General features: G+C 58.1%; 25 protein-coding genes. 12 read left to right on the forward strand and 13 right to left on the reverse strand.

Going from position 1 to position 25800, the window contains the following annotated elements:
* Positions 1 to 79: 79 nt before the first annotated feature.
* Both ACK3EW_RS01655 and ACK3EW_RS01660 read left to right on the forward strand, forming a co-directional pair.
* Positions 80 to 1711 (forward strand): long-chain fatty acid--CoA ligase, encoded by a 1632-nt coding sequence (locus ACK3EW_RS01655; RefSeq protein WP_493808195.1) that lies wholly within the window; start codon positions 80 to 82, stop codon positions 1709 to 1711.
* A complete protein-coding gene (locus ACK3EW_RS01660) occupies positions 1701 to 2135 on the forward strand; it encodes a MaoC family dehydratase (protein WP_493808196.1) in 435 nt (144 codons plus the stop codon). Before ACK3EW_RS01655 ends, ACK3EW_RS01660 begins: the two co-directional genes overlap by 11 nt.
* On the opposite strand, the gene ACK3EW_RS01665 is transcribed toward ACK3EW_RS01660, so the two are convergent.
* The 8 genes from ACK3EW_RS01665 to ACK3EW_RS01700 all read right to left on the reverse strand — a co-directional run bounded on the left by ACK3EW_RS01665 (position 2132) and on the right by ACK3EW_RS01700 (position 10237).
* Positions 2132 to 2839 (reverse strand): ORF6N domain-containing protein, encoded by a 708-nt coding sequence (locus tag ACK3EW_RS01665; RefSeq protein ID WP_493808197.1) that lies wholly within the window; start codon positions 2837 to 2839, stop codon positions 2132 to 2134. The two genes, ACK3EW_RS01660 and ACK3EW_RS01665, sit on opposite strands and share 4 nt — an antisense overlap.
* An 89-nt stretch (positions 2840 to 2928) precedes the next feature.
* Positions 2929 to 3606, reverse strand: coding sequence for a ribulose-phosphate 3-epimerase (rpe, locus tag ACK3EW_RS01670; protein ID WP_493808198.1), 678 nt, complete (start codon positions 3604 to 3606; stop codon positions 2929 to 2931).
* Positions 3607 to 3636: 30 nt separating this feature from the next.
* The gene (locus ACK3EW_RS01675; protein ID WP_493808199.1) at positions 3637 to 4572 is read right to left on the reverse strand and encodes a 2-hydroxyacid dehydrogenase; all 936 of its coding nucleotides are present in this window, start codon (positions 4570 to 4572) and stop codon (positions 3637 to 3639) included.
* A gap of 3 nt (positions 4573 to 4575) precedes the next feature.
* Entirely contained in the window at positions 4576 to 5715 is a 1140-nt protein-coding gene (gene rodA / locus ACK3EW_RS01680) for a rod shape-determining protein RodA (RefSeq protein ID WP_493808200.1), read from the reverse strand.
* A complete protein-coding gene (gene mrdA / locus ACK3EW_RS01685; protein WP_493808201.1) occupies positions 5712 to 7655 on the reverse strand; it encodes a penicillin-binding protein 2 in 1944 nt (647 codons plus the stop codon). The genes rodA and mrdA overlap by 4 nt, the downstream gene beginning before the upstream one ends.
* A complete protein-coding gene (locus tag ACK3EW_RS01690; protein WP_238939696.1) occupies positions 7652 to 8158 on the reverse strand; it encodes a rod shape-determining protein MreD in 507 nt (168 codons plus the stop codon). The genes mrdA and ACK3EW_RS01690 overlap by 4 nt, the downstream gene beginning before the upstream one ends.
* Positions 8159 to 8187: 29 nt before the next feature.
* Positions 8188 to 9093 (reverse strand): rod shape-determining protein MreC, encoded by a 906-nt coding sequence (mreC, locus tag ACK3EW_RS01695; protein WP_085628083.1) that lies wholly within the window; start codon positions 9091 to 9093, stop codon positions 8188 to 8190.
* A gap of 97 nt (positions 9094 to 9190) precedes the next feature.
* Complete coding sequence (locus ACK3EW_RS01700; protein WP_085628165.1) at positions 9191 to 10237, reverse strand: rod shape-determining protein; 1047 nt, start codon at positions 10235 to 10237, stop codon at positions 9191 to 9193.
* Positions 10238 to 10598: 361 nt separating this feature from the next.
* Here ACK3EW_RS01700 and ACK3EW_RS01705 point away from each other — a divergent pair, with 361 nt between their 5' ends.
* Positions 10599 to 10976, forward strand: coding sequence for a hypothetical protein (locus ACK3EW_RS01705; RefSeq protein WP_493808202.1), 378 nt, complete (start codon positions 10599 to 10601; stop codon positions 10974 to 10976).
* Positions 10977 to 11086: 110 nt separating this feature from the next.
* Positions 11087 to 13588 carry a GcvT family protein gene (locus tag ACK3EW_RS01710; RefSeq protein ID WP_493808203.1) on the forward strand — a complete coding sequence of 834 codons (2502 nt, stop codon included), beginning with the start codon at positions 11087 to 11089 and terminating at the stop codon, positions 13586 to 13588.
* 75 nt (positions 13589 to 13663) lie between these two features.
* Here the strand turns inward: ACK3EW_RS01710 and ACK3EW_RS01715 are convergent, their stop codons facing one another.
* The 4 genes from ACK3EW_RS01715 to ACK3EW_RS01730 form a co-directional block, all read right to left on the reverse strand.
* Entirely contained in the window at positions 13664 to 14095 is a 432-nt protein-coding gene (locus tag ACK3EW_RS01715; protein ID WP_493808204.1) for an EF-hand domain-containing protein, read from the reverse strand.
* Between the two features lie 79 nt (positions 14096 to 14174).
* Positions 14175 to 14510: a carboxymuconolactone decarboxylase family protein gene (locus tag ACK3EW_RS01720; RefSeq protein WP_493808205.1), complete on the reverse strand. Its 336-nt coding sequence runs from the start codon at positions 14508 to 14510 to the stop codon at positions 14175 to 14177.
* Positions 14511 to 14655: 145 nt separating this feature from the next.
* Entirely contained in the window at positions 14656 to 16344 is a 1689-nt protein-coding gene (locus tag ACK3EW_RS01725) for an acyl-CoA dehydrogenase family protein (RefSeq protein ID WP_493808206.1), read from the reverse strand.
* Between the two features lie 217 nt (positions 16345 to 16561).
* A complete protein-coding gene (locus tag ACK3EW_RS01730; RefSeq protein ID WP_493808207.1) occupies positions 16562 to 18160 on the reverse strand; it encodes a phosphoenolpyruvate carboxykinase in 1599 nt (532 codons plus the stop codon).
* A gap of 343 nt (positions 18161 to 18503) precedes the next feature.
* On the opposite strand from ACK3EW_RS01730, the gene ACK3EW_RS01735 reads away from it, so the two are divergent.
* Genes ACK3EW_RS01735 through ACK3EW_RS01765 form a run of 7 tightly spaced genes read left to right on the forward strand, consistent with a single transcriptional unit; the run spans position 18504 to position 23951 of the window.
* Entirely contained in the window at positions 18504 to 19208 is a 705-nt protein-coding gene (locus tag ACK3EW_RS01735; protein ID WP_085628089.1) for a response regulator transcription factor, read from the forward strand.
* The gene (locus ACK3EW_RS01740; RefSeq protein WP_493808208.1) at positions 19205 to 20923 is read left to right on the forward strand and encodes an ATP-binding protein; all 1719 of its coding nucleotides are present in this window, start codon (positions 19205 to 19207) and stop codon (positions 20921 to 20923) included. Before ACK3EW_RS01735 ends, ACK3EW_RS01740 begins: the two co-directional genes overlap by 4 nt.
* Before the next feature lie 8 nt (positions 20924 to 20931).
* Entirely contained in the window at positions 20932 to 21363 is a 432-nt protein-coding gene (locus ACK3EW_RS01745) for an HPr kinase/phosphorylase (protein ID WP_493808209.1), read from the forward strand.
* A 29-nt stretch (positions 21364 to 21392) separates the two neighbouring features.
* The gene (rapZ, locus tag ACK3EW_RS01750) at positions 21393 to 22316 is read left to right on the forward strand and encodes an RNase adapter RapZ (protein WP_493808210.1); all 924 of its coding nucleotides are present in this window, start codon (positions 21393 to 21395) and stop codon (positions 22314 to 22316) included.
* Positions 22313 to 22714: a PTS sugar transporter subunit IIA gene (locus ACK3EW_RS01755; RefSeq protein WP_493808211.1), complete on the forward strand. Its 402-nt coding sequence runs from the start codon at positions 22313 to 22315 to the stop codon at positions 22712 to 22714. Before rapZ ends, ACK3EW_RS01755 begins: the two co-directional genes overlap by 4 nt.
* A gap of 28 nt (positions 22715 to 22742) precedes the next feature.
* The gene (locus ACK3EW_RS01760; protein WP_085628094.1) at positions 22743 to 23021 is read left to right on the forward strand and encodes an HPr family phosphocarrier protein; all 279 of its coding nucleotides are present in this window, start codon (positions 22743 to 22745) and stop codon (positions 23019 to 23021) included.
* A 48-nt stretch (positions 23022 to 23069) separates the two neighbouring features.
* A complete protein-coding gene (locus ACK3EW_RS01765; protein ID WP_493808212.1) occupies positions 23070 to 23951 on the forward strand; it encodes a lysophospholipid acyltransferase family protein in 882 nt (293 codons plus the stop codon).
* Here the strand turns inward: ACK3EW_RS01765 and ACK3EW_RS01770 are convergent.
* Positions 23948 to 24823: a 3-hydroxybutyryl-CoA dehydrogenase gene (locus ACK3EW_RS01770; RefSeq protein ID WP_085628096.1), complete on the reverse strand. Its 876-nt coding sequence runs from the start codon at positions 24821 to 24823 to the stop codon at positions 23948 to 23950. The genes ACK3EW_RS01765 and ACK3EW_RS01770 overlap by 4 nt on opposite strands.
* A 148-nt stretch (positions 24824 to 24971) precedes the next feature.
* On the opposite strand from ACK3EW_RS01770, the gene ACK3EW_RS01775 reads away from it, so the two are divergent.
* Entirely contained in the window at positions 24972 to 25790 is an 819-nt protein-coding gene (locus tag ACK3EW_RS01775) for a DUF6473 family protein (RefSeq protein WP_439120120.1), read from the forward strand.
* Positions 25791 to 25800: the final 10 nt, after the last annotated feature.

Here is a 25800-nt window from a genome sequence, read left to right on the forward strand (position 1 = left end):
TCACGGTTAGGGGTTGCGCGTGTTCGGTCGGATCATCAGTGTATCTGAAAGCACAGCGCAGAAGGCAAGGGAGGGCTTGATGCACGGAATGATGATGAACCGGCCATTGTCGGTGATCGAATTGCTTCGCTACGCCGCGGAAATTCACAGTGCCGGCGAAATTGTTTCGGTGCGGACCGAGGGCGACTTGCACAGCCAGACCTATGCCGAAACTTTCAAACGCACGGCGCAACTGGCACATGGTTTGGCGGCTTTGGGTGTTCAGCAGGGCGACCGAGTGGCGACATTGGCGTGGAACGGGTATCGCCACTTCGAGCTGTATTACGCAGTTTCGGGCATGGGGGCTGTGTGCCACACGATCAACCCGCGCCTCTCGGCGGAACAGATGCTCTACATCATCGGCCATGCCGAGGACCGGGTTCTGTTTGTCGATCTGACTTTTGTGCCGATCCTTGAGGCGTTGAAGGATCACCTGCCTGCCGGTTTAAAACTGGTGGTGATGACAGATGCGGCGCATATGCCGACATCCGCTCTGGACCTGCACTGTTATGAAGACCTGATCGCACCACACCAGACAGAGTATGACTGGCCCGACTTGCCCGAGGAGACGGCTGCCAGTCTGTGTTACACATCCGGGACTACAGGCAATCCGAAGGGGTCGCTGTATTCGCATAGGTCTACGGTGTTGCACGCGCTGTTCATCGCTGTGACGTTGCCTCGTTCGTTGCATGAGGGCGCGCGTCTTTTGCCGGTTGTGCCAATGTTCCACGTCAATTCCTGGGGCATGCCCTATGCCGCGCCGATCGTTGGGGCATCACTGATCATGCCGGGGGGCAAGCTGGATGGGCCGTCGCTGTATGATCTGATGGAAAGCGAAAAAGTCACGGCAAGCTGGGGCGTACCAACCGTCTGGCTGGGTCTGCGGGCCGAGATCGAGGCGCGGGGCAAGCCGCCATCATCTTTGGATCAGGTGGTGATCGGTGGCTCTGCCGCGCCGCGCAGCATGATCGAGGCATTCGAGAAGATGGGCGTTGACGTCTGCCATGCGTGGGGCATGACCGAGATGAGCCCGGTGGGCACCACGGGTCAGTTGCCCAATACGATGCAGGATGCGCCGTTTGAGGAACGGATGGCTAAGAAGTCCTTGCAGGGGCGGCGCATCTTTGGTGTTGACCTGAAGATCGTAAGCGAAGATGGCCAGCGTCTGCCGCATGATGGCAAAGCGGTAGGAGAGCTTTACGTGCGAGGCAACGCCGTAATCGCGGGCTATTTCAACAATGAAGAGGCGACCAAGGCGGCGGTCGATGCAGAAGGCTGGTTCGGCACGGGGGACGTGGCGAGCATTTCACCGGATGGGTTCCTAAGCATTCAGGACCGGTCCAAAGACCTGATCAAGTCTGGTGGTGAATGGATCAGTTCGATTGATCTGGAAAATATCGCCATGGCGCATCCCGAGGTTGCCAACTGCGCCGTGATCGCAATTGCGCATCCCAAATGGGACGAACGCCCGGTGCTTGTGGTGGTCGCGAAAGAGGGGTGTGAGCCGACACTGACCGATATTCACGCCTTGATGGAGCCTCATTTTGCCAAGTGGCAGTTGCCAGATGATCTGGTCTTCGTGGACGCGTTGCCGCTGACTGCGACGGGCAAGGTGTCCAAACTGACCCTGCGCAAACAGTTTGCCGATTACGTGCTACCGGATGTCCGCTGACATTTTGCGGAACATGCCGCCCAGCCTGTCGCGCTGGTACGAGGTGGGACAGGACCGGATCAATGCCTTTGCCGATGTGACCGAGGATTGGCAGTTCATCCATCTGGACACGGAACGCATGGCCCCGCAAGGCGGGACCATGGCGCATGGGTTTTTGACCCTGTCGATGCTGTCGGCCATGTCCTACGACGTGCAGCCCGAGATCCCGGGCATGGTGCAGGGGCTGAACTATGGCTTCGACCGCATTCGCTTTGTCAGTCCGGTGCGGGCGGGGCAGCGGATAAGGGGGCGGTTCAGCGTGGCGGAAGTAGTGGAAAAGCCGGGGCGCTATGATGTGACATGGGATGTGGCGGTCGAAATCGACGGGTCCGAGCGCCCCGCCATCGTTGCCAAATGGATCAACGTGTTCGAGGTCGAGGGTTAGGACTTCATCGCGTTCAGAAGGTCGAGCAGTCCCTTGCGGTCGTCATCATCCGCGTAGTCCTTCGACGCAAGCCTTTCGGCGATCCGCAATCGCAACCGTTCTTGCTGGGTCCGCACGTCCTCGCTTGCGGTTTCGGCGAGCGTCTTCATGATGGCGGCGACGGCTTGCTGTCGTTTCGTCGTTGGATTGGCAACGAAATCGACAAGGCTTTTTTGCCCGGAGTCGAGAATGCTCTCCGCCAGAACACGAAGCTGATCGCCGTTGGTCAGAAAAGGCATTGTGTCCGAGGCAGGCGGTAAAACGTCCTGTTTTTTGGGATCAAGCAATTTGACGGCATTTGTCCCGTCAACAAAGGCCTCAGTGATCATTCGAGTGATGCGGATGGCGCGTTTGTCTTTGAAAAGTGCCGAGGCGATGGCGACACCATAGTCGGTATAGACCCATGGATTCACCCGACGCCCACCGCGCCCTTCCGGCTTTGCGATCACGTTCCGTGATTCCAAAGCCTGCACTTCTTCGTTGGTGAGCTGGAAACGGTAGCCTTCGAACAAGGCTTCGTTCCGGGTAACGGCCTGATTGAATGCGCTGACAGACTTGCCATAGAAATTGGCGAGGTCTTCAGCCAAGACAACACGCACGTCGCGAATACGGTGGATCGCGCTCGCAATATGTTCTGTGCTTGGAAGGGTCGAATCCGATGTCATGTGGCCGCGATGGGATCACAGAATGTGATTTCAAACAAAGGTTGTCACAGGTCTATGTGCCGTGTGCGAATGGTGTGTAGGTGCGAGAACTACACCGACGCGCGGATCGCGCGGATGTTTTCGCCGTAGGGCGCGGGGTTCTGGACCGACCCGCCTTTGAATACGGCAGAGCCTGCAACCAGAACGTCGGCACCTGCGGCAACAACCAAGGGCGCGGTGGAGGGGTCAACGCCACCGTCGATCTCAATGTGAACTTCGCGGTCGCCGATCATCTCGCGCAGTTCGGTGACTTTCTGAACGCAGGAATGGATGAACTTTTGACCGCCAAAGCCGGGGTTCACCGTCATCACGCAGATCAGATCGACCATGTCGAGCAGTGGGGCGGCCACTTCGACTGGAGTGCCGGGGTTCAAGGCCAATCCTGCCTTTGCACCCGTGGCGCGGATCGCCTGAAGCGTGCGGTGAATGTGTGGCCCGGCTTCGACATGGGCGGTGATCACGTCGGCGCCGGCATCTGCGAAAGCCTGAATGTAGGGATCAACAGGCGCAATCATCAAGTGAACGTCCATCACCGTTTTGATATGCGGGCGGATCGCGGCGCAGGTCGCGGGGCCGAAGGTGATGTTGGGTACGAAATGACCGTCCATGACATCGACGTGAATCCAGTCAGCACCCTGCGCCTCGACCGCCTGAATCTCGGCACCGAAATTGGCGAAGTCGGCAGAGAGAATGGATGGGGCGATTTTTACCGAACGGTCAAATTTCATGGCGGCAGCTCCTGACAAGTTGCGCAGGGCTTAGTACCCGGCGTCCCGATCCACAAGATACAAGAACGGCTCACCTGCTTCGCCGCGGCGGATATTCTCGGCTATTGCACGCGACGCGCTGGGCGCGCGGGTTTCGGAGGCGATATGGGGCGTGACCGTCACTTTCGGGTGTCCCCAGAAAGGGTGAGCCTGCGGCAAGGGTTCAACGCGAAACACGTCAAGCGTGGCGTGACCGATCTGGCCACTGTCGAGTGCGGCGATCAGCGCGTCATCGTCAATGAGTGTCCCGCGTCCGGGATTGATGATGAACGCGCCCTTGGGTAGCATCGCCAGTGTTTCGGCGTTGAGCGTGTTTTCGGTGGCTGCGGTGCTGGGCAGCAGTAGGATCAAGATCTGCGACTGACGCAGGACTGTGTTTAATCCGTCGGTGCCGGTGTGGCATGTGATGCCGTCGATCTGCTTTTGGCTTCGTGCCCAGCCGCTGACCGGGAACCCAAGCCGTGCAATGGCCTGACCGCAGGCGCTGCCAAGCTCGCCCAACCCGAGGATGCCGACTGGGCGATCCGCCGAAACGGGCGGCGCATCGGGCACCCATGAATGGTCTGGGTTCATGATATGCGCATCCATGCCAAGATGGTGCCGCAGGGTATGGCCTGTGACCCATTCGACCATACCTTGGGTCAAGCCTCCGTCATCGACCATACGCGCGAACGGCACCTTGAGCGTGGGGTTGCCGACCGCATCCTCGACGCCGGCCCAGAGGTTCAGGACCGCCTTGAGACGTGTGTAGGGCGTGAAATCCTGCACGTCCGAGTTTGGCGCATAGACGATGTAGTCCACCTCGGAAGGCGGCATGTCAGTACCAAGCGTATAGTCCACACCGATATCGTCCAGAGCGGTGCGCAAAGGTGCTTCGTATTGCGCCCAGCGTTTTTCGTGGGCGGCGAAGAGGACGTTGATCGGCATGGCTTACCTCGGTCGGTGGATATGAGCGCTCTGTACCAAGCCGAACGCGAGCATCAAGACCAACATGGCTGATCCGCCATAACTGACCAGTGGCAGCGGCACGCCGACGACCGGGGCAAGGCCCATGACCATCGACATGTTGACGGCAAAGAACAAGAAGAAGGTCACGCCGATTCCGAGGATAAGAAGCGATGAGTATCGGTCGCGGTTTTGCAACGCTGAGACGATGCAGAAGACGAGGATCAGCACGTAAAGGATCAGCAGTGAGATGCCGCCGATAAAGCCGAACTCTTCAGCGAGGGTGTTGAAGATGAAGTCGGTGTGCTTTTCCGGCAGGAAGTTCAGTCGCGATTGCGTGCCTTGCATAAAGCCGCGCCCTGTCCAGCCACCCGAGCCCATCGCGATCTTGGCCTGCGTGATATGATAGCCTGCGCCCAGAGGGTCGGAGGACGGGTCGAGAAAAGTGTCGATGCGTCGGAACTGGTAGTCCTTAAGCAACTGCCATTCAGTGCCTCGGCTGAGGAACACCGTATAAATTCCCCCGATGCCGGCCGCGATGATAGTGGCGAAATAGGCCCAGTGCACGCCAGCGAGGAACATCATCAGCCCACCGCCTGCGACAAGCAGAATGGCTGTGCCAAGGTCAGGCTGTGTCAGAACCAGAAAAGTCGGCAGCAGAATGATAAATACCGGGACCAGCACCCAGAATGGGTGCGAGGTCTTCTTGATCGGCAGCCAATCGTAATAGGCCGCGAGGACCATCACCATGGCGATCTTCATCAGCTCGGACGGCTGCAAGCGCATAAAGCCAAGGTTGATCCAGCGCTGTGCTCCCATGCCGACTGTGCCGAAGAATTCGACAGCAACCAACAGCGCAAGTGCGACAAGGTAGGCCATCACCGACATGTTGCGCCAAAACCAGATCGGCACCATCGCGACGATGAACATGACGGCCAAACCAAGCGCGTACCGCTTCATCTGTGGTTCGGCCCACGGGCTCATCGACCCGCCCGCCACAGAGTAGAGCATCAAGAGACCAACACCGGCAATGGCGGTTAGCAGGATCACCAGCGGCCAGTTGATGAACAGCATCTTGCGCCATCCGGCAGGGACGGTCTTGACGGTATATTCAAGATAACTCATGCGCGGCTCCGGCCATCCGGGTCGTTCTCGCGCAGAACCTGTTGCAAGCGTTCCTGTTGAGATCGGATGCGTTCGCGGTCCTTGGACGGGTAAGCGTCAAGCGGTGGGTCGTTGCCATAGAGCGCTTGCAGTGTCACGTCGCGGGCGATGGGCGCGGCTGCAGCCGACCCGCCGCCGCCATGTTCGACCACGACCGAAACGGCGATCTTGGGCGCCTCGTACGGCGCGTAATTGACGAACAAGGCGTGGTCTCGCCGGTTCCAAGGCAGGTCTTCGTTGCGGGTCACACCGCGTGCACGTTCTGCGGCGGTGATGTTGCGCACCTGGCTTGTCCCGGTTTTGCCAGCCATGCGGAAGGTTTCGTCGATAATGCGCGAGCCGTAGGCGGTGCCTCGTCGGTTGTTGCTGACGGCAAACATGGCACGCCTGATCTGGCGCAGGTGGTTTTCATTGAACCCAAGATCATTACCGACGCCTTCGGCGGTTTCTGTATCGCCGATCCGGCGGACAAGACGGGGTGTGACCTCTTTTCCGGTCGCAAGTCGGGCTGTCATCACGGCAAGTTGCAAGGGTGAGCTGAGCACGAAGCCTTGCCCGATCGAGGCGTTGACAGTGTCGCCGATGACCCAGCCAGACCCGCGTTCCCGTTCTTTCCATTCCTTGTTCGGCACAAGCCCTTCGGTCACGGCTGACATGCCGATGCTGAATGCTTCGCCCAGACCAAGACGGCGTGCAGTTTCCGCAATGCGTTCGATCCCCACCTTGAGCGCGAGATCGTAATAATAGACGTCACAGCTTTCGCGGAGCGATTGCTCCAGGTTCATGTGGCCGTGTCCCGCGCGTTTCCAGCAATGGAACCTGCGGCCTGCGACTTCCATGTGACCGGGGCACCAGACCGTTTCGTCGGGGGCGACCACGCCTGCATCCAATGCCGCCAAAATGGTAACCATCTTGAAGGTCGAGCCTGGAGGATATGCGTCTTGCACGGTTTTCGATGCCAGAGGGCGGTGATCGTTCTCACGCAGTTCGCCGAAATCGGAGACTGAAATACCGCGCACAAACTTGTTGGGGTCGTAGGAGGGTGACGAGGCGATGCCGAGGAGGTCACCATTGGTGACGTCCATTACGACGACTGACGCGCTTTCCTCACCCAAGCGCGCGTTGATGTAGCTTTGCAACTTGGTATCGACCGTCAATTGCATGTCTGCACCGGGCGTGCCTTCGCGGCGATCCAATTCGCGCATCACGCGACCAACGGCGTTCACCTCGACCCGTTTGGCACCGGCGCGTCCGCGCAGGACTTCTTCGTGGCGTGCCTCGATACCCACTTTGCCGATCTGGAAGCGCGGAATGCGCAGCACAGGGTCGGGGATTTCATAACGGGCCAAATCGCGTTCGCTGACCGGGCCGACATAGCCAACCACATGGGCAAAATCGCCACGACGGGGGTAACTGCGCGACAGACCCACCTCGGGTGTGACGCCGGGCAGGGCAGGGGCGTTGACGGCAACGCGGCTGATGTCGTCCCATGTGACGCGTTCAGCGACGGTGACGGGAAGGAACGGCGCGCTGCGTTGCATTTCAGTGAGTGCGCGGTTGAGTTCATCCTCGTCGAGTTCGACCAGCGCGGAAAGACGGGTGATGACCTCGTCGACATTGCCGGCATCTTCCTTGACCATCGTGATACGGTAGGACGGCTCATTGCCGGCGATGATGACCCCGTTGCGGTCAAAGATCTGGCCACGGGTTGGAGGAATCAGGCGGATGTTGATTCTGTTTTCTTCGGCGAGGAGCCGGAACTCATCGGCTTGGTCGACTTGCAGGTGTTGCATCCGCAAGCCCAAGGCACCGGCAAAGGCCAGCTGCACGCCGCCAAGGAACAGCCCCCGACGCGAGATTTTGCGGACGCTCTCCGCGGTGTCTTTTGGCGCTCGTCTCATAGCGTTCGCCCCAACCGATCCATGTCTCCGGGTGCGGATCGCCGCACTCCGAAAATGAAATAGGACACGCCCACGACCGCTGGGTAGATGGCAATCGTCATCATGACTTGCACGAAGCTCAGCATGAGCGCTCCGGGTGCAAGGATAAGGACCATCATGACCGCGCGATAGAGGATCGTGATCACAATCAGGGTACCCGCGAAGGTCAGCCATTCAAGAAAAAATGTTGTTTCCCGTTGCCGCCGTTCGCGGGATTTGAGCCATTCGGTGGCACACACCACCAGAACCGACCACAGGCCCGGTGGGCGTTGCAGCATCATGTCGGCCAGCAGCATCACACCTGTCACCAAAAGGATCGGCACGTATTCGGGGCGGCGCACGGCCCAGGCAAACACCATCGCCACCAACAAGTCTGGGCTGGCCCATTGACTGGGCGCCGGGTTGAGCGGCAGGAGGTGGAAAAATAGGATCAGCAGCGTCAGCAGAACAAAAAGCAGACGCATACCCCAAATTTGCAGAGCCCCGGAATCCATTACTGCTCGGGCTCGGCTGCGGCGGCATCGGTTGCGCCGGGAGGTGTTTCAGGCAGGATCAGCGCCGAGGGGTTGGACACGCGGCGTGCACCATGGTCACGCAGAACGCGCAGGAATTCGAGCCGTTCATAGTCTGCGGCAAGACGGGTGCGCAGGCGACCTCCGGGGTCTTGGGCGACTTGTCCGATCAAAAGGCCGGGTGGGAACACATCACCATCCCCAGAGGTGACGATACGGTCACCGGGGCGGACTTGATCGGGGTTTTCAAGAAAGTCGATGGGTGGCGCAGACGTGTTGTCGCCGACGATCAGCGCGCGCTGGCCGGAGGGTTGGATTGTCGCGGGGATGCGGCTGGTCGCGTCAGTGAGCATGATCACACGGCTGGTGTTCGGGCCGACGCCAGAGATGCGTCCGACAAGACCGGTGCCATCCATTGTTGCCCAACCGTCAACAATCCCATCGCGCGAGCCGACATTGATCAAAACGGATTGGCGGAAAGGAGAGCCGGAATCTGCAAGCACCACCCCAGTGATATAGGTCAGACGGGGGTCAAGGCGCACGTTGTTCAGGTCACGCAGTTTGGCGTTTTCCTGTTCGAGCTGAAGGGCGGCCTCTTTCCACGCGGTCATCTGGCGTAATTCGCGGCGGAGTTCCTGGTTTTGTTCGTAGATGCGCTGATAGCTGCGGAAATCGCGGACGATGTTCACAGTTGCTGTGACTGGGGCCATCGCCCAATCAAAGCTGGGAATGACCGTGTCGATCACCGCCGCGCGGAATCGTTCGACACGCGGGCTGTCGATCCGCCATATGAAAAACAGGCCAAGAAGGCATAGGATAACGACCGCGAGCAGAAGCCTCCGCAGCGGGGTTGTGTAGTCTTCGCTATTGGTGCCGTTTTTCGCCAAAACTTCCCTTTCCAAGCGCAACCCGAAAAAAGGGAACCGGTTTTCGGATCAGGTTGCGCGCACTCTTACCATACACTGGGACAATTGGGTGGTCAGATCAGCTGTCGTAGTCAATTGCGTGGCGCAGTTGTTTTTCGTATTCCAGAGCCTTGCCGGTGCCGAGGGCCACGCAATTCAGGCTTTCATCGGCAATCGACACAGCCAAACCAGTCTGTTCGCGCAGGGCGAGATCGAGATCCCCGAGCAACGCACCACCACCAGTGAGCATCACGCCTCGGTCGACAATGTCGGCAGCAAGGTCTGGAGGTGTAGCCTCCAAAGCGGTCATCACCGCTTCGCAGATTGCCTGTACGGGCTCCGACAGTGCCTCTGCGACCTGCGCTTGGCTGATCTCTGTTTCCTTCGGGACACCGTTCAACAGATCGCGACCCCGAATCATCATGGACGTGCCACGCCCGTCATCTGGCATACGGGCTGTTCCAATGGAGGTCTTGATGCGTTCGGCAGTCGATTCGCCGACCAGAAGGTTTTGCTGGCGGCGCAGGTAGTTGATGATCGCTTCGTCCATACGGTCACCACCGACACGGACGGACCGTGCATAGACGATGTCGCCCAGCGACAGGACTGCGACTTCAGTTGTCCCGCCGCCGATGTCGACAACCATGTTTCCGGTGGGATCGGTGATTGGCATTCCGGCACCGATGGCGGCTGCAATGGGTTCGGCGATCAGCCCCGCTTTGCGTGCACCGGCAGACAGAACCGACTGACGGATCGCACGCTTTTCGACAGGTGTCGCGCCATGGGGGACGCAAACGATGATCTTGGGTTTGGAGAAGGTCGAGCGCTTGTGAACCTTGCGGATGAAGTGCTTGATCATTTCTTCGGCCACGTCGAAGTCAGCGATGACCCCTTCGCGCATTGGGCGGATCGCCTCGATGCTGCCCGGTGTCCGGCCCAGCATCAGCTTGGCATCTTCACCCACGGCGAGCACTTTCTTCTGTCCGTCCTTGATGTGGTACGCGACCACCGAAGGTTCGGACAGGACGACGCCGCGTCCCTTGACGTAGACAAGCGTATTCGCTGTCCCAAGGTCGATGGCCATGTCCGACGAAAACATGCCCAACAGTTTGTCCAGTCCAAACATCTGCGATTTGCCCCGCGCCAATAACTCTTAGGCCTGCGACTCTGTAGGCCGCAAGCCGAGGGTCTTATAGGTGTGGATGCACGGGGGCGAAAGGGCCAGAACGCGCTTCGCCAGCGTGAATCTGCCACATGGGCAAGGTTAACCACCAGCCGGCCGAAGATTGCAGGCAGAACTGCACTCTCTGCCCATTGGGTAACGATGTGCCGGGACCTAGCAGACTGTTGATGACCTGGAAACAATTGCAGGGACATCGCCAAAGAATTTTCACGATTGAAACGCATTGATACCGCTATTCCGACCCAGAATGGCCGCAAGTCTGCTTGGGGTTTTTATGATTGGTAAACTGATTAAAAGTGTTTTCATGCTGTGCTTTTACGCCGCCAGCTTGAGCCTCGTGGTTGGGATCTGGGATTACACCAGACAGGCCAAGGAAGCCGATTATCAATACTCCTTTGAGGACTACAAACTGTCGGTCATCGACAGGTACGGCGCAGAAGCGGCGATCGTGTTCGCAGTGGCAGAGACGGTCAAGGGCGGTGCATTGCGCGGACTAGCGATTGTCGAGGAGACAGGTCTGCTGGCCAAGTTTGGCATATCTCTGCCCGACACAGGCCTTGAGCCGTCGGACGCGATATCCGGCGCGGTTGATCCGCTTCAAGCCTCCTTGATCCTTGCATCGACACGCGTGGGCTTCGCCCCGGAAACGTCGCTTTACCCACGTGCTCGGGTTCTGCGCTGAGGTCGCGAAATGACAGCGCGTCGTTTTCCAGCCGCAACGTGTCGGCTGAGTTTGGCGTGGCGCGCAGCACATAGGTAATGACGGGGTCAAACACCTTGGAGTGAAGACCCATGAAGACGCATGTCAAAGCTTTGGTTGTCGGTGGCGGCGCTGTCGGCACCTCGATCGCCTACCATCTGGCCCGAGCGGGCTGGAACGACGTGATGCTGCTCGAACGGGACGAATTGACGTCCGGTTCGACTTGGCATGCGGCGGGACTCTTGCCCTATTTCAACATGTCCTATGCGACGACCCATATCCACGACTACTCGATCAAGTATTACAAGACGCTTGAGGAAGAGACTGGGCTCAATGCCGGTTTTTCGGTAGTCGGCAACCTGCGCATGGCGCAAACGCGCGAACGCATGGACGAATACATGGTTTACGCGACAACGGCGGAAACCTGTGGTGTGCCGTATGAATGGCTCAAGCCCGCGCAGATCAAAGAGCGCTATCCGCTGGTGAATTGCGACGATCTGGTTGGCGCGATTTATCATCCGACCGATGGCTACATCAATCCAGCGGATGTGACGATGGCGATGGCCAAAGGTGCGCGCCAGCGTGGGGTGATGATTGAGCGCAAGTGGCAAGCGGACGCCTTTCACTGGACCGGTCATCATTGGGACGTGACCTGCACTAAGATGGTGGAGAAAGGTGGCAATCTTGTGCCGTCTGACGAACAGATCGTCATCCATGCGGAACATGTTGTGACGGCCACGGGCAATCACCCGCAGCGGACTGCCAAGCTGTTAGGGCTGAAAATCCCCGCGATCCCGGTGGAGCATCAGTTCATCGTGACGGAACCCGATCCGGCGCTGGTTGAGTGGCGCAAGGCGGGCAATCCAGAACACCCAGTGCTGCGCGATGCGGACGCCAAGTGGTACGTGCGCGAAGAGCGGGGTGGCTGGATTCTGGGCCCCTACGAGCGTAACGCGCCAGCGCGTTTTGAATACGGTGTGCCGGACAGTTTCCGCGCTGACCTCTTCCCGCTTGATCTCGAGCGGATCGAAGAAGAATACATGAGCATGATCCACCGTATTCCGTCGTCGGAAACCGTGGGTCTCAAGGACGATTTCAATGGGCCGATCTGCTATACGCCGGATGGCAACCCGCTGGTCGGTCCGGCTCCGGGCTTGCGCAACATGTGGTTGGCGGAAGGGTTCTCGTTCGGGATCACGGCGGCAGGCGGCACCGGCTACTACCTTGCCCAGTTGATGGTCGAGGGAGAGGCCGAGATCGACATGGCGTCGCTTGACCCCAAGCGGTACGGGTCTTGGATGACGACGGAATACGCCGCACGCAAGAACGAAGAGGCGTATGAGCACGTCTACATCCTGCACCACCCGGATGAGGAACGCCCTGCCTGTCGGCCTTTGCGGACAGCCCCGGTGTACGATCGGCAAAAGGCGCTGGGCGCGCAGTTTGGTCACGTGAACGGTTGGGAGCGTCCGAACTATTACGGGCCTTTGGATGCGGACGATAATTTTGACCACGACGCACGGTCATTCCGTCGTGGCGGTTGGTGGAAATACGCGGTTGAGGAAGCCAAGGCGATCCGCGAAGGCGTCGGCCTGATCGACGCGACGGCGTTCACCAAGCATGTGGTCAAAGGGCCGGGCGCAACCGAGTTCCTTGACTGGTTCACCTGCAACAAACTGCCGAAGGTTGGCCGCATCAACCTAACCTACGCGTTGACCTCGAATGGTACGACGCGGACGGAATACACCATCGTCCGTCTGGCTGAGCATGAATACTATCTTGTCTCTGCTGGTGCGTGGACTGCTTATGACTCGGATTACTTGCGCAAGGCAGCCGAGGACAAGGCAGGCGAATTCGGATATATTGAAATCCAAGATGTGACCACCCAATGGGGTGTCTTTGCCATCGCGGGTCCGAAGTCGCGCGATGTTCTGAAGGAAATCGTCAAAGATGCAGATCCGGCGACCGTTCTGGGCAACAAGCGGTTCCCGTGGCTGTCTTGCCGCGACATCGAACTGGGTATGTGCCCGGTGCGGGCAATCCGCGTGGCTTATACCGGTGAATTGGGATGGGAGCTACATCACCCGATCGAGATGCAGAACTACCTCTGGGATCAGCTGATGGCGGCGGGTGCCAAGCATGGGTTGAAGCTGGTTGGCGCACGGGCGCAGAACTGGCTGCGGCAGGAGAAATCCTACCGTGCCTTCGGCAACGAACTGGGCCGCGACGCAACCCCGCTGGAAGCCGATCTGCCGCGCTTTGTGGATCTCGACAAGGATTTCCACGGCAAAGAGGCCCTGGTGGCCACAGGCGTACGCTCCAAGTGCTGCACGCTGCTGATCGACGGGCCGGCGGATGCCGATCCATGGGGGCGTGAGGCGCTGTATGATGGAGATACCCGCGTTGGGCGTCTGACGTCGGGCGGTTATTCAGTGGCGTTCGGGAAATCCATCGGTCTGGCCTATGTGAAGCCTGAACTGGCGGTGCCGGGTACGAAATTGCAGGTCAAGATGTTCGACCAGCTTTGGACGGCCGAAGTGGTCGAGGACAGCCCCTATGATCCCAAGAACGAAGTCATACGTATCGACGGCTGATTTGGGCGAAACCGGACGCGTTAACGCGTCCGGTTTTTCCGCGGACGGAAAAACGCCTCTGTCGGGCGCGGTGTTTTAGCCCCGGCCGAAATCTGCAGTGGTGACCACGTTGTCACCATTGCGGTCCATGCCTGCGAACCAGGCCGGGACGGCATTCAGGAATTCTTCGCGAGTGACGTTTCCATCGCCATTGGCGTCCGTCACTTCGCGCAGCATGCCATTGGCAGGATTGCGTTTTCCGGTGCCGTGGCCTTCGCCGTTTTCGGCCATATCCATCGCGCGGGCTTCGTCAAAGAGGTCGTGCTCTTCGCTAGTGAGCATGCCGTTTTCATCGGCGTCAAAGGTCTGGAACACGTCGCCGCGCCGTTCGGTGGCTTCGGCCAAAGTGACCTGACCGTCACCGTCCAGATCCCAGCTTTCAACGAAATGCCCGCCGGGGACATTTTGTTGGGCGGTTGCGGTTGTTGCTGCGAAAAGAAGGGCGAGAAGGATGGGGGATTTGGACATGATGACCTCATACATATTAATTATTTGGAATATGTATTGCTGATCTCTCAGATCTACATCCCCCCAAAGTGTCGCAGCCTCATGCCGTGAGTTCGTCGAACACATCCAAGGCCTTGCCCGCATACATCAGGCCAGGGCCACCCCCCATCTGGATGCAGGTGGCCAGCACCTCGGACACCTCTTCGCGGGTCGCGCCCAGACGGATCAGTGCTTCTGTGTGGAAGAGGATGCACGGCTCGCAACGGGTCGCAACCGCAATGCCAAGGGCCACGTATTCCTTTTCCTTGAAGGTGAGAGCCGCGTCTTTCTTGACGGTCTTGCCCAAGGCACCGAAGGCGGCGGTTGTGTCGGGAATGGCACCGTTGAGGGATTTCAACTGCGCTTTCATGTCGGTGAGTTTGGCTTTCCAACTCATATTGTGCTCCTGCGATGTGTTTGGCTTGCAAGAGCATTCTGGTTCGTTCCGGTCTTTGATGCAGATCAGGCACGCGGGCCGGGTGCAAAAAAGAAGGCCGGACACAGTGTCCGGCCATTGTGATTTCTCTGATCTGTTCTGCGCCTTACCCAAGCAGACGCCGCGCAATGACCTGAGCCTGAATCTCGGCGGCCCCTTCAAAGATGTTCAGGATGCGCGCGTCACATAGGATACGGCTGATTTTGTACTCAAGCGCAAAGCCGTTGCCGCCGTGGATCTGCAGTGCGTTGTCGGCGGCTGCCCATGCAACACGGGCACCAAGCAGCTTGGCCATACCTGCTTCGAGGTCACAGCGACGACCTTCGTCCTTTTCGCGGGCCGAGAAGTAGGTCAGCTGGCGCGCGATCATGATTTCGACGGCCATCATTGCCAGTTTGGATGCCACACGTGGGAAGTTGATCAGCGATTTGCCGAACTGCTTGCGATCCTGCGCGTATTTCATGCCCTCATCCAGCGCGGATTGCGCGACGCCGATGGCGCGGGCGGCGGTCTGGATGCGGGCCGATTCAAACGTCTCCATCAACTGCTTGAAGCCTTTGCCCTCTTCCATGCCCAAGAGGTTCTCGCCTTTGACTTTGAAGTCATCGAAATTGAGCGTGTATTCCTTCATGCCGCGATAGCCGAGGACTTCAATCTCGCCACCCGAAATGCCGGGGTCTTGCCAAGGCGCTTCGTCGGTGCCGGGGGTCTTTTCGGCAAGGAACATGGACAGCCCCTTGTAGTCGGTTGTGTCCGGAACAGTGCGGGCCAGAACGGTCATCACATGAGTCCGGGCGGCATGGGTGATCCACGTCTTGTTGCCGTTGATGACCCAATCGCCATTTTCGTCTTTCACTGCCTTGGTGCGCAGCGCGCCAAGATCGGAGCCTGTATTCGGTTCGGTGAACACGGCTGTGGGTAGAATCTCGCCCGAGGCAAGGCCGGGCAGCCACTTCGCCTTTTGCTCGTCGGTGCCGCCTGTTATCACCAGTTCTGCCGCGATCTCGGACCTCGTGCCGAGGGAACCGACGCCGATATAGCCGCGTGACAGCTCTTCGGAGACGACACACATGGAGTTCTTGGTGAGGCCAAAACCACCATGTTCTTCGGGTATGGTAAGACCGAAGACGCCCATTTCGGCCAATTCGTCGATGATCTCCATCGGGATGAGCTCATCCTTGAGATGCCATTCGTGGGCGTAGGGTTCCACCTTGTCCAGCGAGAAGCGGCGGAACTGTTCGCGGATCATCTCAAGTTCGTCGTCAAGGCCGCAGGCGCCGACTGTCAGTTCCGCACTGCGTTCCTGCATGAGCTCCACAAGGCGGACGCGGGCAGCTTGGGTGTTGCCACTTTGGGTCAATTGCATCACTTCGGGCGTCATCAGAACGCGCATTTCGTCCTGACCCAGTCCGATATCCTGAAGCCGCACCATTTCGCCTTGGTTCATCTGGATGCCGCCATAGATCTGCCAGAGGTATTCACCAAAGGCGATCTGGTGGATCAATTGTTCGACCTCGCCGAATTTGCCTTCAGCGGACAGGCGTTCGGCCCAGCCCTGCATCTGGCGCAGCGATTCCACGTAGGTTGCAAGCCACGCAAACCCGTGTGCTGCGGTCTGGTTTTCTTCGATCAGGGCACCGGACACGCGGCCGTCGGATTGGACCATGTCGCGCACGCGGGCATTTGCCATCTCAAGGATTGCGTTTGCCGGTTTGATTGCCGCGCCTGTCAGAGTGAGAAGGTCGGGCAGGATCGTTTCGGTGGTCAGGGTCAGGTCTTGTCCGTCATGGGCCATGAATCGTGTCCTTTTCAGCTTTGCCGCTGGATATCTACTTTGCAGGTTCAGCGCAACAAAAATACCTATTTCACCCTAAATTTGTTCCAATCTTTCGTGTTGAATTGCTGCTATGCGGCGCTTTGCCGAATGCAGGTGCAGAAAAAAGAAAGGGCGAGTGCACCTGAGTATGGTGCGCTCGCCCCTGTGTTTCCAAGCGCCTTTCGACGCAGGTGCCTTAGTCGATGGCGGCGGCTTTCACATCATCGTCGATATAGGGGACGTATTGTGCAAAGTTGTCGGCAAACATCTGGACAAGCTTTTCGGCCTGCGCATCGTAGGCTTCCTTGTCATTCCAAGTGCGGCGCGGGTCGAGCAGCATGTCTGGCACGCCTTCTACCTTGACCGGCACTTCAAAGCCGAAGTTGGGATCCTTGCGGAATTCGGCCTCGGCGAGGCTACCATCGAGGGCTGCGGTCAGAAGCGCACGGGTCGCTTTGATCGGCATCCGCTGACCAGAGCCGTAGGCGCCTCCCGTCCAGCCTGTGTTGACAAGCCAGCAGGTCGCACCGTGTGACGCGATCTTTTCACGCAGCAGGTTGCCATAAACCTCGGGGCGACGCGGCATGAAGGGGGCGCCGAAGCAGGTCGAGAACGTAGGCTCCGGCTCAGTCACGCCACGCTCTGTCCCGGCCACCTTGGAGGTGAAGCCGGACAGGAAGTGATACATCGCCTGTGCCGGTGTCAGCCGCGCGATCGGAGGCAGAACACCGAACGCATCGCAAGTCAGCATAATGATGTTCTTGGGGTGGCCGCCAAGGGCACTTTCGGACGCGTTCGAGATGTACTCGAGCGGGTAGGCGCAGCGCATGTTTGCGGTCAGGCTGTCGTCTTTGAAATCAAGCTCGAAGGTTTCGGGATCGAAAACCATGTTTTCGATGACGGTGCCGAACTTGGTGGTCGTTGCGTAGATCTCGGGCTCCGCCTCGGCCGACAGGTTGATCGTCTTGGCGTAACAGCCGCCTTCGAAGTTGAAGGTGCCCCGATCCGACCAGCCGTGTTCGTCGTCACCGATCAGAACACGGTTCGGATCAGCAGAGAGCGTGGTTTTGCCAGTGCCGGACAGGCCAAAGAATATCGCGGTGTCGACCGGGTTGCCGACAGCGTGGTTTGCCGAGCAATGCATCGGCATGATGCCCTTTTCAGGCAACAGATAGTTCAGCAAGGAGAAGATAGATTTCTTGTTCTCGCCTGCGTATTCGGTGCCGCCGATCAGGATCAGCTTCTTGTCGAAGTTCATCGCGATCACGGTTTCGGACCGGCAATTGTGTTTCTTGGGGTCTGCCTGAAACGACGGGCAGTTGATCACTGTGAAATCGGCAGTGAAGCTGTCGAGGTCTTCACGCTCGGGGCGGCGCATCATGTGGCGGATGAAGAGGTTGTGCCACGCGAGTTCCTGCACGAAGCGCACGTCGATCGAATGCTTGGGGTCCGCACCGCCAACAAGGTCCTGAACGAAATATTCGCGGCCCTTCATGTGTTCGAGCATGTCTGCGTACAGCGCGTCGAAACCTTCGGGTGACATGGGAGCGTTGTTTTCCCACCAGATCGTGTCGGTCACGCTGTCGGTCTTGACGACGTGCTTGTCCTTGGGGGACCGCCCGGTGAATTTGCCGGTGGTGACAAGGAACGCCCCACCATTGCCCAGCGTGCCCTCGCCGCGTTTTAGCGCCGCTTCGATCAGTGCAGGCTCTGTGAGGTTGTAATAGACATTACCAAGCCCGTTGATCTGTTGATCTTCCAGCCGGAATTCCGGGTTCACCCGTCCAAATGTCATTTGCCAAGCTCCTGTAGCCGCGCTCGTTGCGGCGGTATTGAAGAGGGACGAAGAGTGCGCGTCCCACTCACGGCGGTGCGCCGGAGATGATTGCCTCTTAGCATGTCGTTTCCAAATCTGAACAGGACGCAATCACGCAGTTAGCGCAACCAATACGGGTTTAGCGCAACCATGGCCGCTCTCCGCCGAGCAGTGTGATGCAAATTAGCCATCCGTAAGGGATTTTCCGTCTCAATATGACCGTCGCTTCTGAGTGATTCGCAAATATGAGTTGGCGCAAACGGAAAAAAGACACATAATGGCGGAAAAAACATAATTGAGAGCAGTACAAGGAACACACTCCATGTCGAAAATCGCCCTTGTGGACGATGACAGGAATATCCTGACATCGGTCGCGATCACACTCGAAGCCGAGGGTTTCGAAGTCGAGACCTACAACGACGGACAGGCCGCGTTGGACGCGTTCAACAAGAAGATGCCGGACATGGCTGTCTTCGATATCAAGATGCCGCGGATGGACGGCATGGACCTGCTTCAGCGGGTACGCCAGAAATCAAAGATGCCGGTGATCTTTCTCACCTCCAAGGACGACGAGATTGACGAGGTTCTGGGACTTCGCATGGGCGCAGACGACTACGTCAAGAAGCCGTTTTCGCAACGTCTACTTGTCGAGCGGATTCGCGCGCTCCTGCGTCGTCAGGATGCCATTTCGGGTGACGCCAGCGGTGTCGAGGTCGAAGAGACCAAACTGATGGTGCGTGGCAACCTGAGCATGGACCCGCTGCGGCACTCGGTGTCGTGGAAAGGGCTGGATGTGTCGCTGACGGTGACAGAATTCCTTTTGCTACAGGCGCTTGCGCAGCGTCCCGGCTTTGTGAAGTCACGCGATCAGCTGATGGATGTCGCTTATGACGACCAAGTCTATGTCGACGACCGTACAATCGACAGTCACATCAAGCGCTTGCGCAAGAAGATGCGCATGGTCGACAATGATTTCTCGGCGATCGAAACGCTTTACGGGATCGGTTACCGTTACAACGAAGAATGACCATGGCTTTGGTTGAGGGTGAGACCCACGGCAAGGACGGCGGGCGCAAGGATGCGGATGTGGTGCTCGGGGACGATTGGGTCGCCCCCGACAAAACAGTCGAGTCCGAAGTGCGCAGTATCCGCGAAAAGCGTGGTTTGTTTTCCCTCAACCGGTCGCCGCTGACCCGCAAGATCATTACGTTCAACCTCGTTGCCCTCAACTTTCTTGTTGCGGGCATTCTCTTCCTCAATTCCTCACGCGACACTTTGGCAGAACAAAAAGCCGAAGCTGTCCGGGTCGAGGCGGAACTGATCGCCAATGTCTTTGAAGTGCAGGCGATGCAGGCCCAATCGGTCAATCTTGGCACGGGCGAAGGCGTCAATGTCGCGGACACACTCGACACTCTCGAAATTCGGCCCGGTTTGCAGGTGTTCGTGTTCGATGCTGCGCGGTTTCTGGTTGGAAATGCCGATGCAACCGCACAAAGTGCTGGGCTATCCATTGCGGAGAAGCCAACGGTCATCTCTGATTTCCTGCTGACGGTTTGGAGCAGCATTTCCGCGGTCTTTCATACAGACACCAACCAGCAACCCTTAACGCTTGAAGATATCCTGCGACGCCAGATCGAGGAAACTGATCCAACGCAGACGCGGATCGAACGATCAGAAGGCCCGAACGGTGAAACCATCTTTACCGCGCTCAGCCCGATAGAAGTACAAAGCGGCGTAGCTGGCACCATCGCGCTGGTCAGCTTTGCGCCGCAAATCGACGCCGCAGTCCGGTTGGAGCGCGAAAGCGTATTGCAGATGTTTGTGATCGCCACGCTTGTGTCGATTGGTCTTAGCCTTGTTCTGGCATCAACGATTTCAAACCCGATTTCAAACCTTGCCGACGCCGCTGAAGTCGGGCGTGACCGCCACCGCCGCAATGTGTCATCCGGCAGAATTCGCATTCCCGACCTCACCGCACGCCCCGATGAAATCGGACGATTGTCCGGCGCGCTTCGAGGGATGGTGGCTGCGCTTTATGACAGGATCGACGCGAACGAGCAATTCGCGGCGGATGTCGCGCATGAAATCAAGAACCCTTTGGCATCACTCCGGTCGGCTGTCGGGACGTTGCGGCTGGCCAAGCGGCCTGATCAAGTGGAACGCCTGCTGGATGTCATTGATCACGATGTGCGCCGACTGGACCGCCTTGTCAGCGACATTTCGAACGCATCGCGGTTGGACAGCGAACTGGTCAAAGAAGAAGAGGCCGAATTCAACCTTCTCGACATGCTCAAGAACCTGTCTCAATTTCTTGGGGAAGACGCAAAACGTCGTGGAATCGAGTTTATCTCTGACCTGCCGGATCGTCCGATCATGGTGCATGGCCTCGAGGCGCGTCTGGCGCAGGTTTTTGTCAATTTGATTACCAATGCGGTCAGCTTTTGCGAAGATGGTGATGCAATCCGCATTTGGGCGCGCCGTCGCGAGAACCGCGTTTTGGTCGTGGTCGAAGATACTGGACCTGGGATTCCTGACGAGGCGTTGACCAAGATTTTCAAGCGCTTTTACTCGCAGCGTCCTGAAACGGACTTCGGCAACAACTCGGGACTTGGGCTGGCGATTTCGAAACAGATCGTCGAAGCACATGGCGGTGTGATCTGGGCAGAAAACATCCGTCCAACTGAGGCGGATGCAACCTCGGAACCGCTCGGAGCACGCTTTGTTGTCGGTTTGCCGCTTTAGGCCCCGATATGCCTGACCCGGAAACACTGATCATGCATGCGACGTCCGTGGCCGTCGGAAACAAAGCAGTGTTGATGACCGGAGACTCCGGTCGTGGGAAATCTGCGTTAGCGCTTGAGATGATGGCGCGCGGCGCGACGCTTGTTGCTGATGATCAGGTGATCCTGACCCGCAGAGAGTCTGACCTGGTGTTGACTTGCCCGGAACCGTTGCGGGGGCTGATCGAGGCGCGCGGCGTCGGGCTGCTGCATGCGCCCTACGCTTCGGAAGCGATCCTCGCGCTGGTCGTGGACATGGATCAGACCGAAACGGAGCGTTTACCGCCACCGCGCACCATCACGACACTCTCAAAAACGTTTCCATTGCTTCACAATGTGGAGTCACGGCATTTTCCTGCCGCGATTTTGCAATATCTACGCGCCAACGGACGGGCCGATTGAAATCCCTGAGTGCGGGTCAGAGAAGTGACATGATATCCCAAGGCAATCCAACGCGTGTGGTTCTCGTGACCGGTCCATCGGGAGCGGGACGCAGCACTGCGATCAATGTATTGGAAGATCTGGGTTTCGAGGCGATCGACAACATTCCGTTTCGGATGATCCCACGGCTCTTTGAAACTGAAACCCTATCACATCCGCTTGCTCTTGGGATCGACGTGCGGAACCGAGACTTCTCCCTCGCCCGCTTGCTGGACCTGCATCAAGACCTCATTCGGCAAACCGATGGCAATGCGACGCTTCTCTACCTTGATTGCCGCCCCGATATCCTTCTGCGCCGCTATTCCGAGACGCGACGTCGCCATCCGATGGCGCAGGCCGAAACACCCGAGATTGGCATCGCGCGGGAAATCGACTTGCTGCGACCGGTCGAAAATCGTGCGGACATCCTGATCGACACATCGCACTTGTCGCCGCATGATCTCAAGGCGGAGCTGCATGGCTGGTTTGCTGATGCGTCGTCGCAACGTCTTTCGGTCGCTTTGCAATCGTTTTCGTTCAAGCGCGGCATCCCGCATGGTGTCGACATGGTTTTCGATTGCCGCTTTCTGGCGAACCCGCACTGGGAGCAGGGCTTGCGGGAAAAAACCGGATTGGACGAAGCCGTGCAAGGTTTTGTCGCTTCGGATGCCCGCCTCTTGCCTTTTCTGAACAAGATCCTCGATCTGCTGGCATTTTTACTGCCCGAGGTGGATCGTGAGGGAAAGACACATGTCTCGGTCGGAATCGGATGCACCGGGGGGCAACACAGATCGGTTGTCGTTACGGAACATGTTGCGCGAACCCTTGCAGAGCAGGGCTGGCGGGTGTCAATTGGCCACAAGGAACTGGCTCGACGGGGGATCGCACCCGCCGGAGGCGTTGTGTTGTCGGGTCTTGGAGGAACGGAAGAGTGATCGGGATCGTGATTGTGGCTCACGGTGGTTTGGCGCAGGAGTATCTTTCTGCGGTTGAACATGTGGTTGGCCATCAACCCGGTATGGTCGCCGTTTCGATCGACGCGGATCACAACCGGGACGCCAAGCAAAACGAGATTTGTACACTTGCCGATGAGGTTGATAATGGCGGCGGTGTGGTGATCGTAACAGACATGTTTGGCGGTTCACCCTCGAACCTCAGTTTGCGGGCTTGCCAGCCTGAAAACCGCAGGATCGTCTACGGCGCGAATTTGCCGATGTTGATCAAACTGGCCAAAAGCCGCGACAAATCCGTGCCTGAAGCGGTGCGCGCGGCGTTGGATGCGGGGCGGAAATACATTGACAGCCAAGACATAACTCTGGATCAGAGCGTTTGATCACGAGGGTTCAGGGAGGCCCGGCACTATGTCCGCCACGGCGCAGCGCGTTTTGAAAATCGTAAACGAAAAGGGTTTGCACGCACGAGCGTCGGCAAAACTGGTCGAAGTTGTTGAAGGGTTCGATGCCTCTGCAGAGGTGCGCAAGGATGGCATGAGCGCGTCTGGTGACAGCATCATGGGGCTTTTGATGTTGGCAGCCTCCAAAGGAACCTCTATTGAGGTACTCACGTCCGGGCCGGATGCCGAGGCCCTTGCCACCGCAATCGAGACCCTGGTGGCTGACCGCTTTGGAGAGGGCTGCTGATCTTTTGGGTCAGCCACAGCCGCTGGGAACAGGACTTCACACTTCTATATGGTTGAAAGCTATCAGCATACGTCGACCGATGCGCACCCTGTGGGGCAGGTAGAGGTGCCCTATGACAAGCGCAAGCTGAGCTACGCCAATACGTTTACCAATCCGTGGAAAGCGAACACCATTCGAGCCATGGAATGGATGACGGGAAAAATCCCGCTGCTTCGTTTGGTGCGGCGGTTCGAGCGTATGGGGCCAGCAGAAGGGCAAGCATTCTGGGGCCAAGCGCTGAACCTGATGAAGATTCGCCTCGATACACCAGCTGAACAAATCGCGCGCATTCCCAAAGACGGCCCCGTCATCATTGTCGCCAACCATCCACATGGACTTATCGACGGGATGATCCTTGCCGAATTGGTCGGACGGGTGCGCACTGACTACAAGATCCTCACGCGGTCGCTTCTGACCGGTGTGACGGAGATCGAAGAATTCATGATCCCGGTGCCGTTCCCTCATGAAGAGGACGCACGCGAGCAAAGCCTTGAGATGCGAAGCCGCGCCATGGCTCATCTCAAACAGGGTGGGGTGATTGCACTTTTCCCGTCGGGTGTGGTCGCCTCGAGTGACAGTTTCTTTGGACCCGCCATCGAGCGGACGTGGAATCCGTTTACCGCCAACCTGATCCAGCGATCCGGTGCAACGGTGGTTCCGATCTTCTTTCCCGGGCAGAATTCACGTGCGTACCAGATTGCGACGCAAATCTCTGCCACGTTGCGGCAGGGTTTGCTGCTTCACGAGGTGATCCACGCCTGCGGCAAACCACAGGCACCGATTGTCGGTGAGCCGATTTCCCCCGAGGCAATCGAAGCGTTTGCTGGGCGCAGCCGAGATTTCGTGGCCTCGCTGCGAGATACGACGATTGGACTTGGTAAAAACGACTAGCGGGTCGGAACCGGAGTTTCTCCGCGATAATCGTAGAAGCCACGCTGTGTCTTGCGGCCAAGCCAACCGGCCTCGACGTACTTCGTGAGCAGCGGGCAAGGGCGGTACTTCGTGTCTGCCAATCCATCATGCAGCACGTTCATGATGGCAAGACAAGTGTCGAGCCCAATGAAATCTGCAAGTTCAAGCGGGCCCATAGGATGGTTCGCCCCGAGCTTCATCGACTGGTCAATGGAGTTCACGTTTCCGACGCCTTCATACAGCGTGTAGACCGCTTCGTTGATCATCGGCATCAAGATGCGATTGACGATGAAGGCCGGGAAATCTTCGGCTGAGGCAGCTGTCTTGCCCAGCTTTTCGACCACGCCGAGACAGGTGTCATAGGTCTGCTTGTCTGTTGCAATGCCGCGGATCAGTTCGACCAATTGCATCACGGGCACAGGGTTCATGAAGTGGAACCCCATGAATTTCTCAGGTCGATCGGTGCGGCTGGCCAGCCGTGTAATCGAGATCGAGGACGTGTTCGAGGTCAGGATCGTGTGATCTTGGAGATGTGGCAGAAGGCTGTCGAAAATCTTCTGCTTGATGATTTCCTGTTCGGTCGCCGCTTCGATGATGATGTCAGTTTGCGCAACTTGTGGCAGGTCTTGAGTGGTGACGATCCGGGACATCGCCTGATCACGTTCGGCCTGAGTAATCTTTTCGCGGCTCACCTGTCGATCCAAGTTCCGCGAGATGAGGTCGATAGAGCGTTTGAGAGCGTCCTCGTTGATGTCGTTCAGCACAACATCGTACCCTGCCAAAGCCATCACATGCGCGATCCCGTTGCCCATCTGGCCGGCACCGACCACGCCAATCGAATTGACCTTCATGCACTTGCTCCGTCCGTTTCGCGGCAACAATGACTTGTGGGGAAGGGGGCTGCAAGGTGGATCGGGGCGATCCGTCCATTTTTAGCTTTAGCTCTTTGGGAACCGAATCGACGGAGGATCGTCATCGGGTGAAGAAAAGGGTGTGAGCATGGATATTTCCTCCACGCGCGATCAAGCTATTGATTATGCGCCCTGCCGATATGGCGGGTCGCGGCTTTGGTTTCGGGGGCCACGAAGGTCACTTCGCGCCTCCTACATAGCCTGCGTCGGCGGGTGTGGTGTCTACGGGCGCTATGTCCCGTCGCCGTGGTCGCAAATTTTGGAAGACCGAGTTGGAAGAACGGTGGTGAATCTCGGCATCGAGAATGCCGGCATTGACGCTTATCTCAATGATCCAGGAGCTTTGGCGACGGCGGCCAATGCAAGCGTGGTCGTGATCCAGATGACCTGTGCACACAACACGTCTAACCGCTTTTATGCGACCCATCCACGTCGAAACGACCGGTTTCTAAAGGCGTCGCCATCTTTGATGTCCCTTTATCCGGAAATGGATTTCACCGACATCCATTTTACCCGACATCTTCTTGTGCGATTGCATGGCATCTGCCCTGACCGCTTCCGCATGGTCGCGCAAGAGGTGCAAATGGCTTGGCAATCACGCATGAAATCGCTCGTTTCCAGAATGCATGGCGAGGTGTTTCTTCTGTGGTTCGCGCCGACCGCACTTGACGATATCAGAGCCGACATCCCGATGGAGGAACCATTCCTGGATCGGGAACTGCTGCGCGCGGTGATGCCCCATGCGAAGAAACTGATCGAAGTTGTGCCGTCTGATTGGCGGACCGAGGACGAGGTCGCAACCGTTCCTCAGCTGGAGCAGCATCGGGCGCGCCATTTGCCCGGTTTGCGGGCGCATTGCGAGGTTGCCGAAGCGGTGGCACGGGCTATTGTTCCGGCCCTTCAATAAAAAACGGCGC

This window comes from Marivita sp. NO-S04 (assembly GCF_059070475.1).

Coding starts and splice junctions, on each gene's coding strand:
- ACK3EW_RS01655 (WP_493808195.1), top strand. CDS start 80: ATGCACGGAATGATGATGAACCGGCCATTGTCGGTGATCGAATTGCTT.
- ACK3EW_RS01660 (WP_493808196.1), top strand. CDS start 1,701: ATGTCCGCTGACATTTTGCGGAACATGCCGCCCAGCCTGTCGCGCTGG.
- ACK3EW_RS01665 (WP_493808197.1), bottom strand. CDS start 2,839: ATGACATCGGATTCGACCCTTCCAAGCACAGAACATATTGCGAGCGCG.
- rpe (WP_493808198.1), bottom strand. CDS start 3,606: ATGAAATTTGACCGTTCGGTAAAAATCGCCCCATCCATTCTCTCTGCC.
- ACK3EW_RS01675 (WP_493808199.1), bottom strand. CDS start 4,572: ATGCCGATCAACGTCCTCTTCGCCGCCCACGAAAAACGCTGGGCGCAA.
- rodA (WP_493808200.1), bottom strand. CDS start 5,715: ATGAGTTATCTTGAATATACCGTCAAGACCGTCCCTGCCGGATGGCGC.
- mrdA (WP_493808201.1), bottom strand. CDS start 7,655: ATGAGACGAGCGCCAAAAGACACCGCGGAGAGCGTCCGCAAAATCTCG.
- ACK3EW_RS01690 (WP_238939696.1), bottom strand. CDS start 8,158: ATGCGTCTGCTTTTTGTTCTGCTGACGCTGCTGATCCTATTTTTCCAC.
- ACK3EW_RS01700 (WP_085628165.1), bottom strand. CDS start 10,237: ATGTTTGGACTGGACAAACTGTTGGGCATGTTTTCGTCGGACATGGCC.
- ACK3EW_RS01705 (WP_493808202.1), top strand. CDS start 10,599: ATGCTGTGCTTTTACGCCGCCAGCTTGAGCCTCGTGGTTGGGATCTGG.
- ACK3EW_RS01710 (WP_493808203.1), top strand. CDS start 11,087: ATGAAGACGCATGTCAAAGCTTTGGTTGTCGGTGGCGGCGCTGTCGGC.
- ACK3EW_RS01715 (WP_493808204.1), bottom strand. CDS start 14,095: ATGTCCAAATCCCCCATCCTTCTCGCCCTTCTTTTCGCAGCAACAACC.
- ACK3EW_RS01720 (WP_493808205.1), bottom strand. CDS start 14,510: ATGAGTTGGAAAGCCAAACTCACCGACATGAAAGCGCAGTTGAAATCC.
- ACK3EW_RS01725 (WP_493808206.1), bottom strand. CDS start 16,344: ATGGCCCATGACGGACAAGACCTGACCCTGACCACCGAAACGATCCTG.
- ACK3EW_RS01730 (WP_493808207.1), bottom strand. CDS start 18,160: ATGACATTTGGACGGGTGAACCCGGAATTCCGGCTGGAAGATCAACAG.
- ACK3EW_RS01735 (WP_085628089.1), top strand. CDS start 18,504: ATGTCGAAAATCGCCCTTGTGGACGATGACAGGAATATCCTGACATCG.
- ACK3EW_RS01740 (WP_493808208.1), top strand. CDS start 19,205: ATGACCATGGCTTTGGTTGAGGGTGAGACCCACGGCAAGGACGGCGGG.
- ACK3EW_RS01745 (WP_493808209.1), top strand. CDS start 20,932: ATGCCTGACCCGGAAACACTGATCATGCATGCGACGTCCGTGGCCGTC.
- rapZ (WP_493808210.1), top strand. CDS start 21,393: ATGATATCCCAAGGCAATCCAACGCGTGTGGTTCTCGTGACCGGTCCA.
- ACK3EW_RS01760 (WP_085628094.1), top strand. CDS start 22,743: ATGTCCGCCACGGCGCAGCGCGTTTTGAAAATCGTAAACGAAAAGGGT.
- ACK3EW_RS01765 (WP_493808212.1), top strand. CDS start 23,070: ATGGTTGAAAGCTATCAGCATACGTCGACCGATGCGCACCCTGTGGGG.
- ACK3EW_RS01770 (WP_085628096.1), bottom strand. CDS start 24,823: ATGAAGGTCAATTCGATTGGCGTGGTCGGTGCCGGCCAGATGGGCAAC.
- ACK3EW_RS01775 (WP_439120120.1), top strand. CDS start 24,972: ATGGATATTTCCTCCACGCGCGATCAAGCTATTGATTATGCGCCCTGC.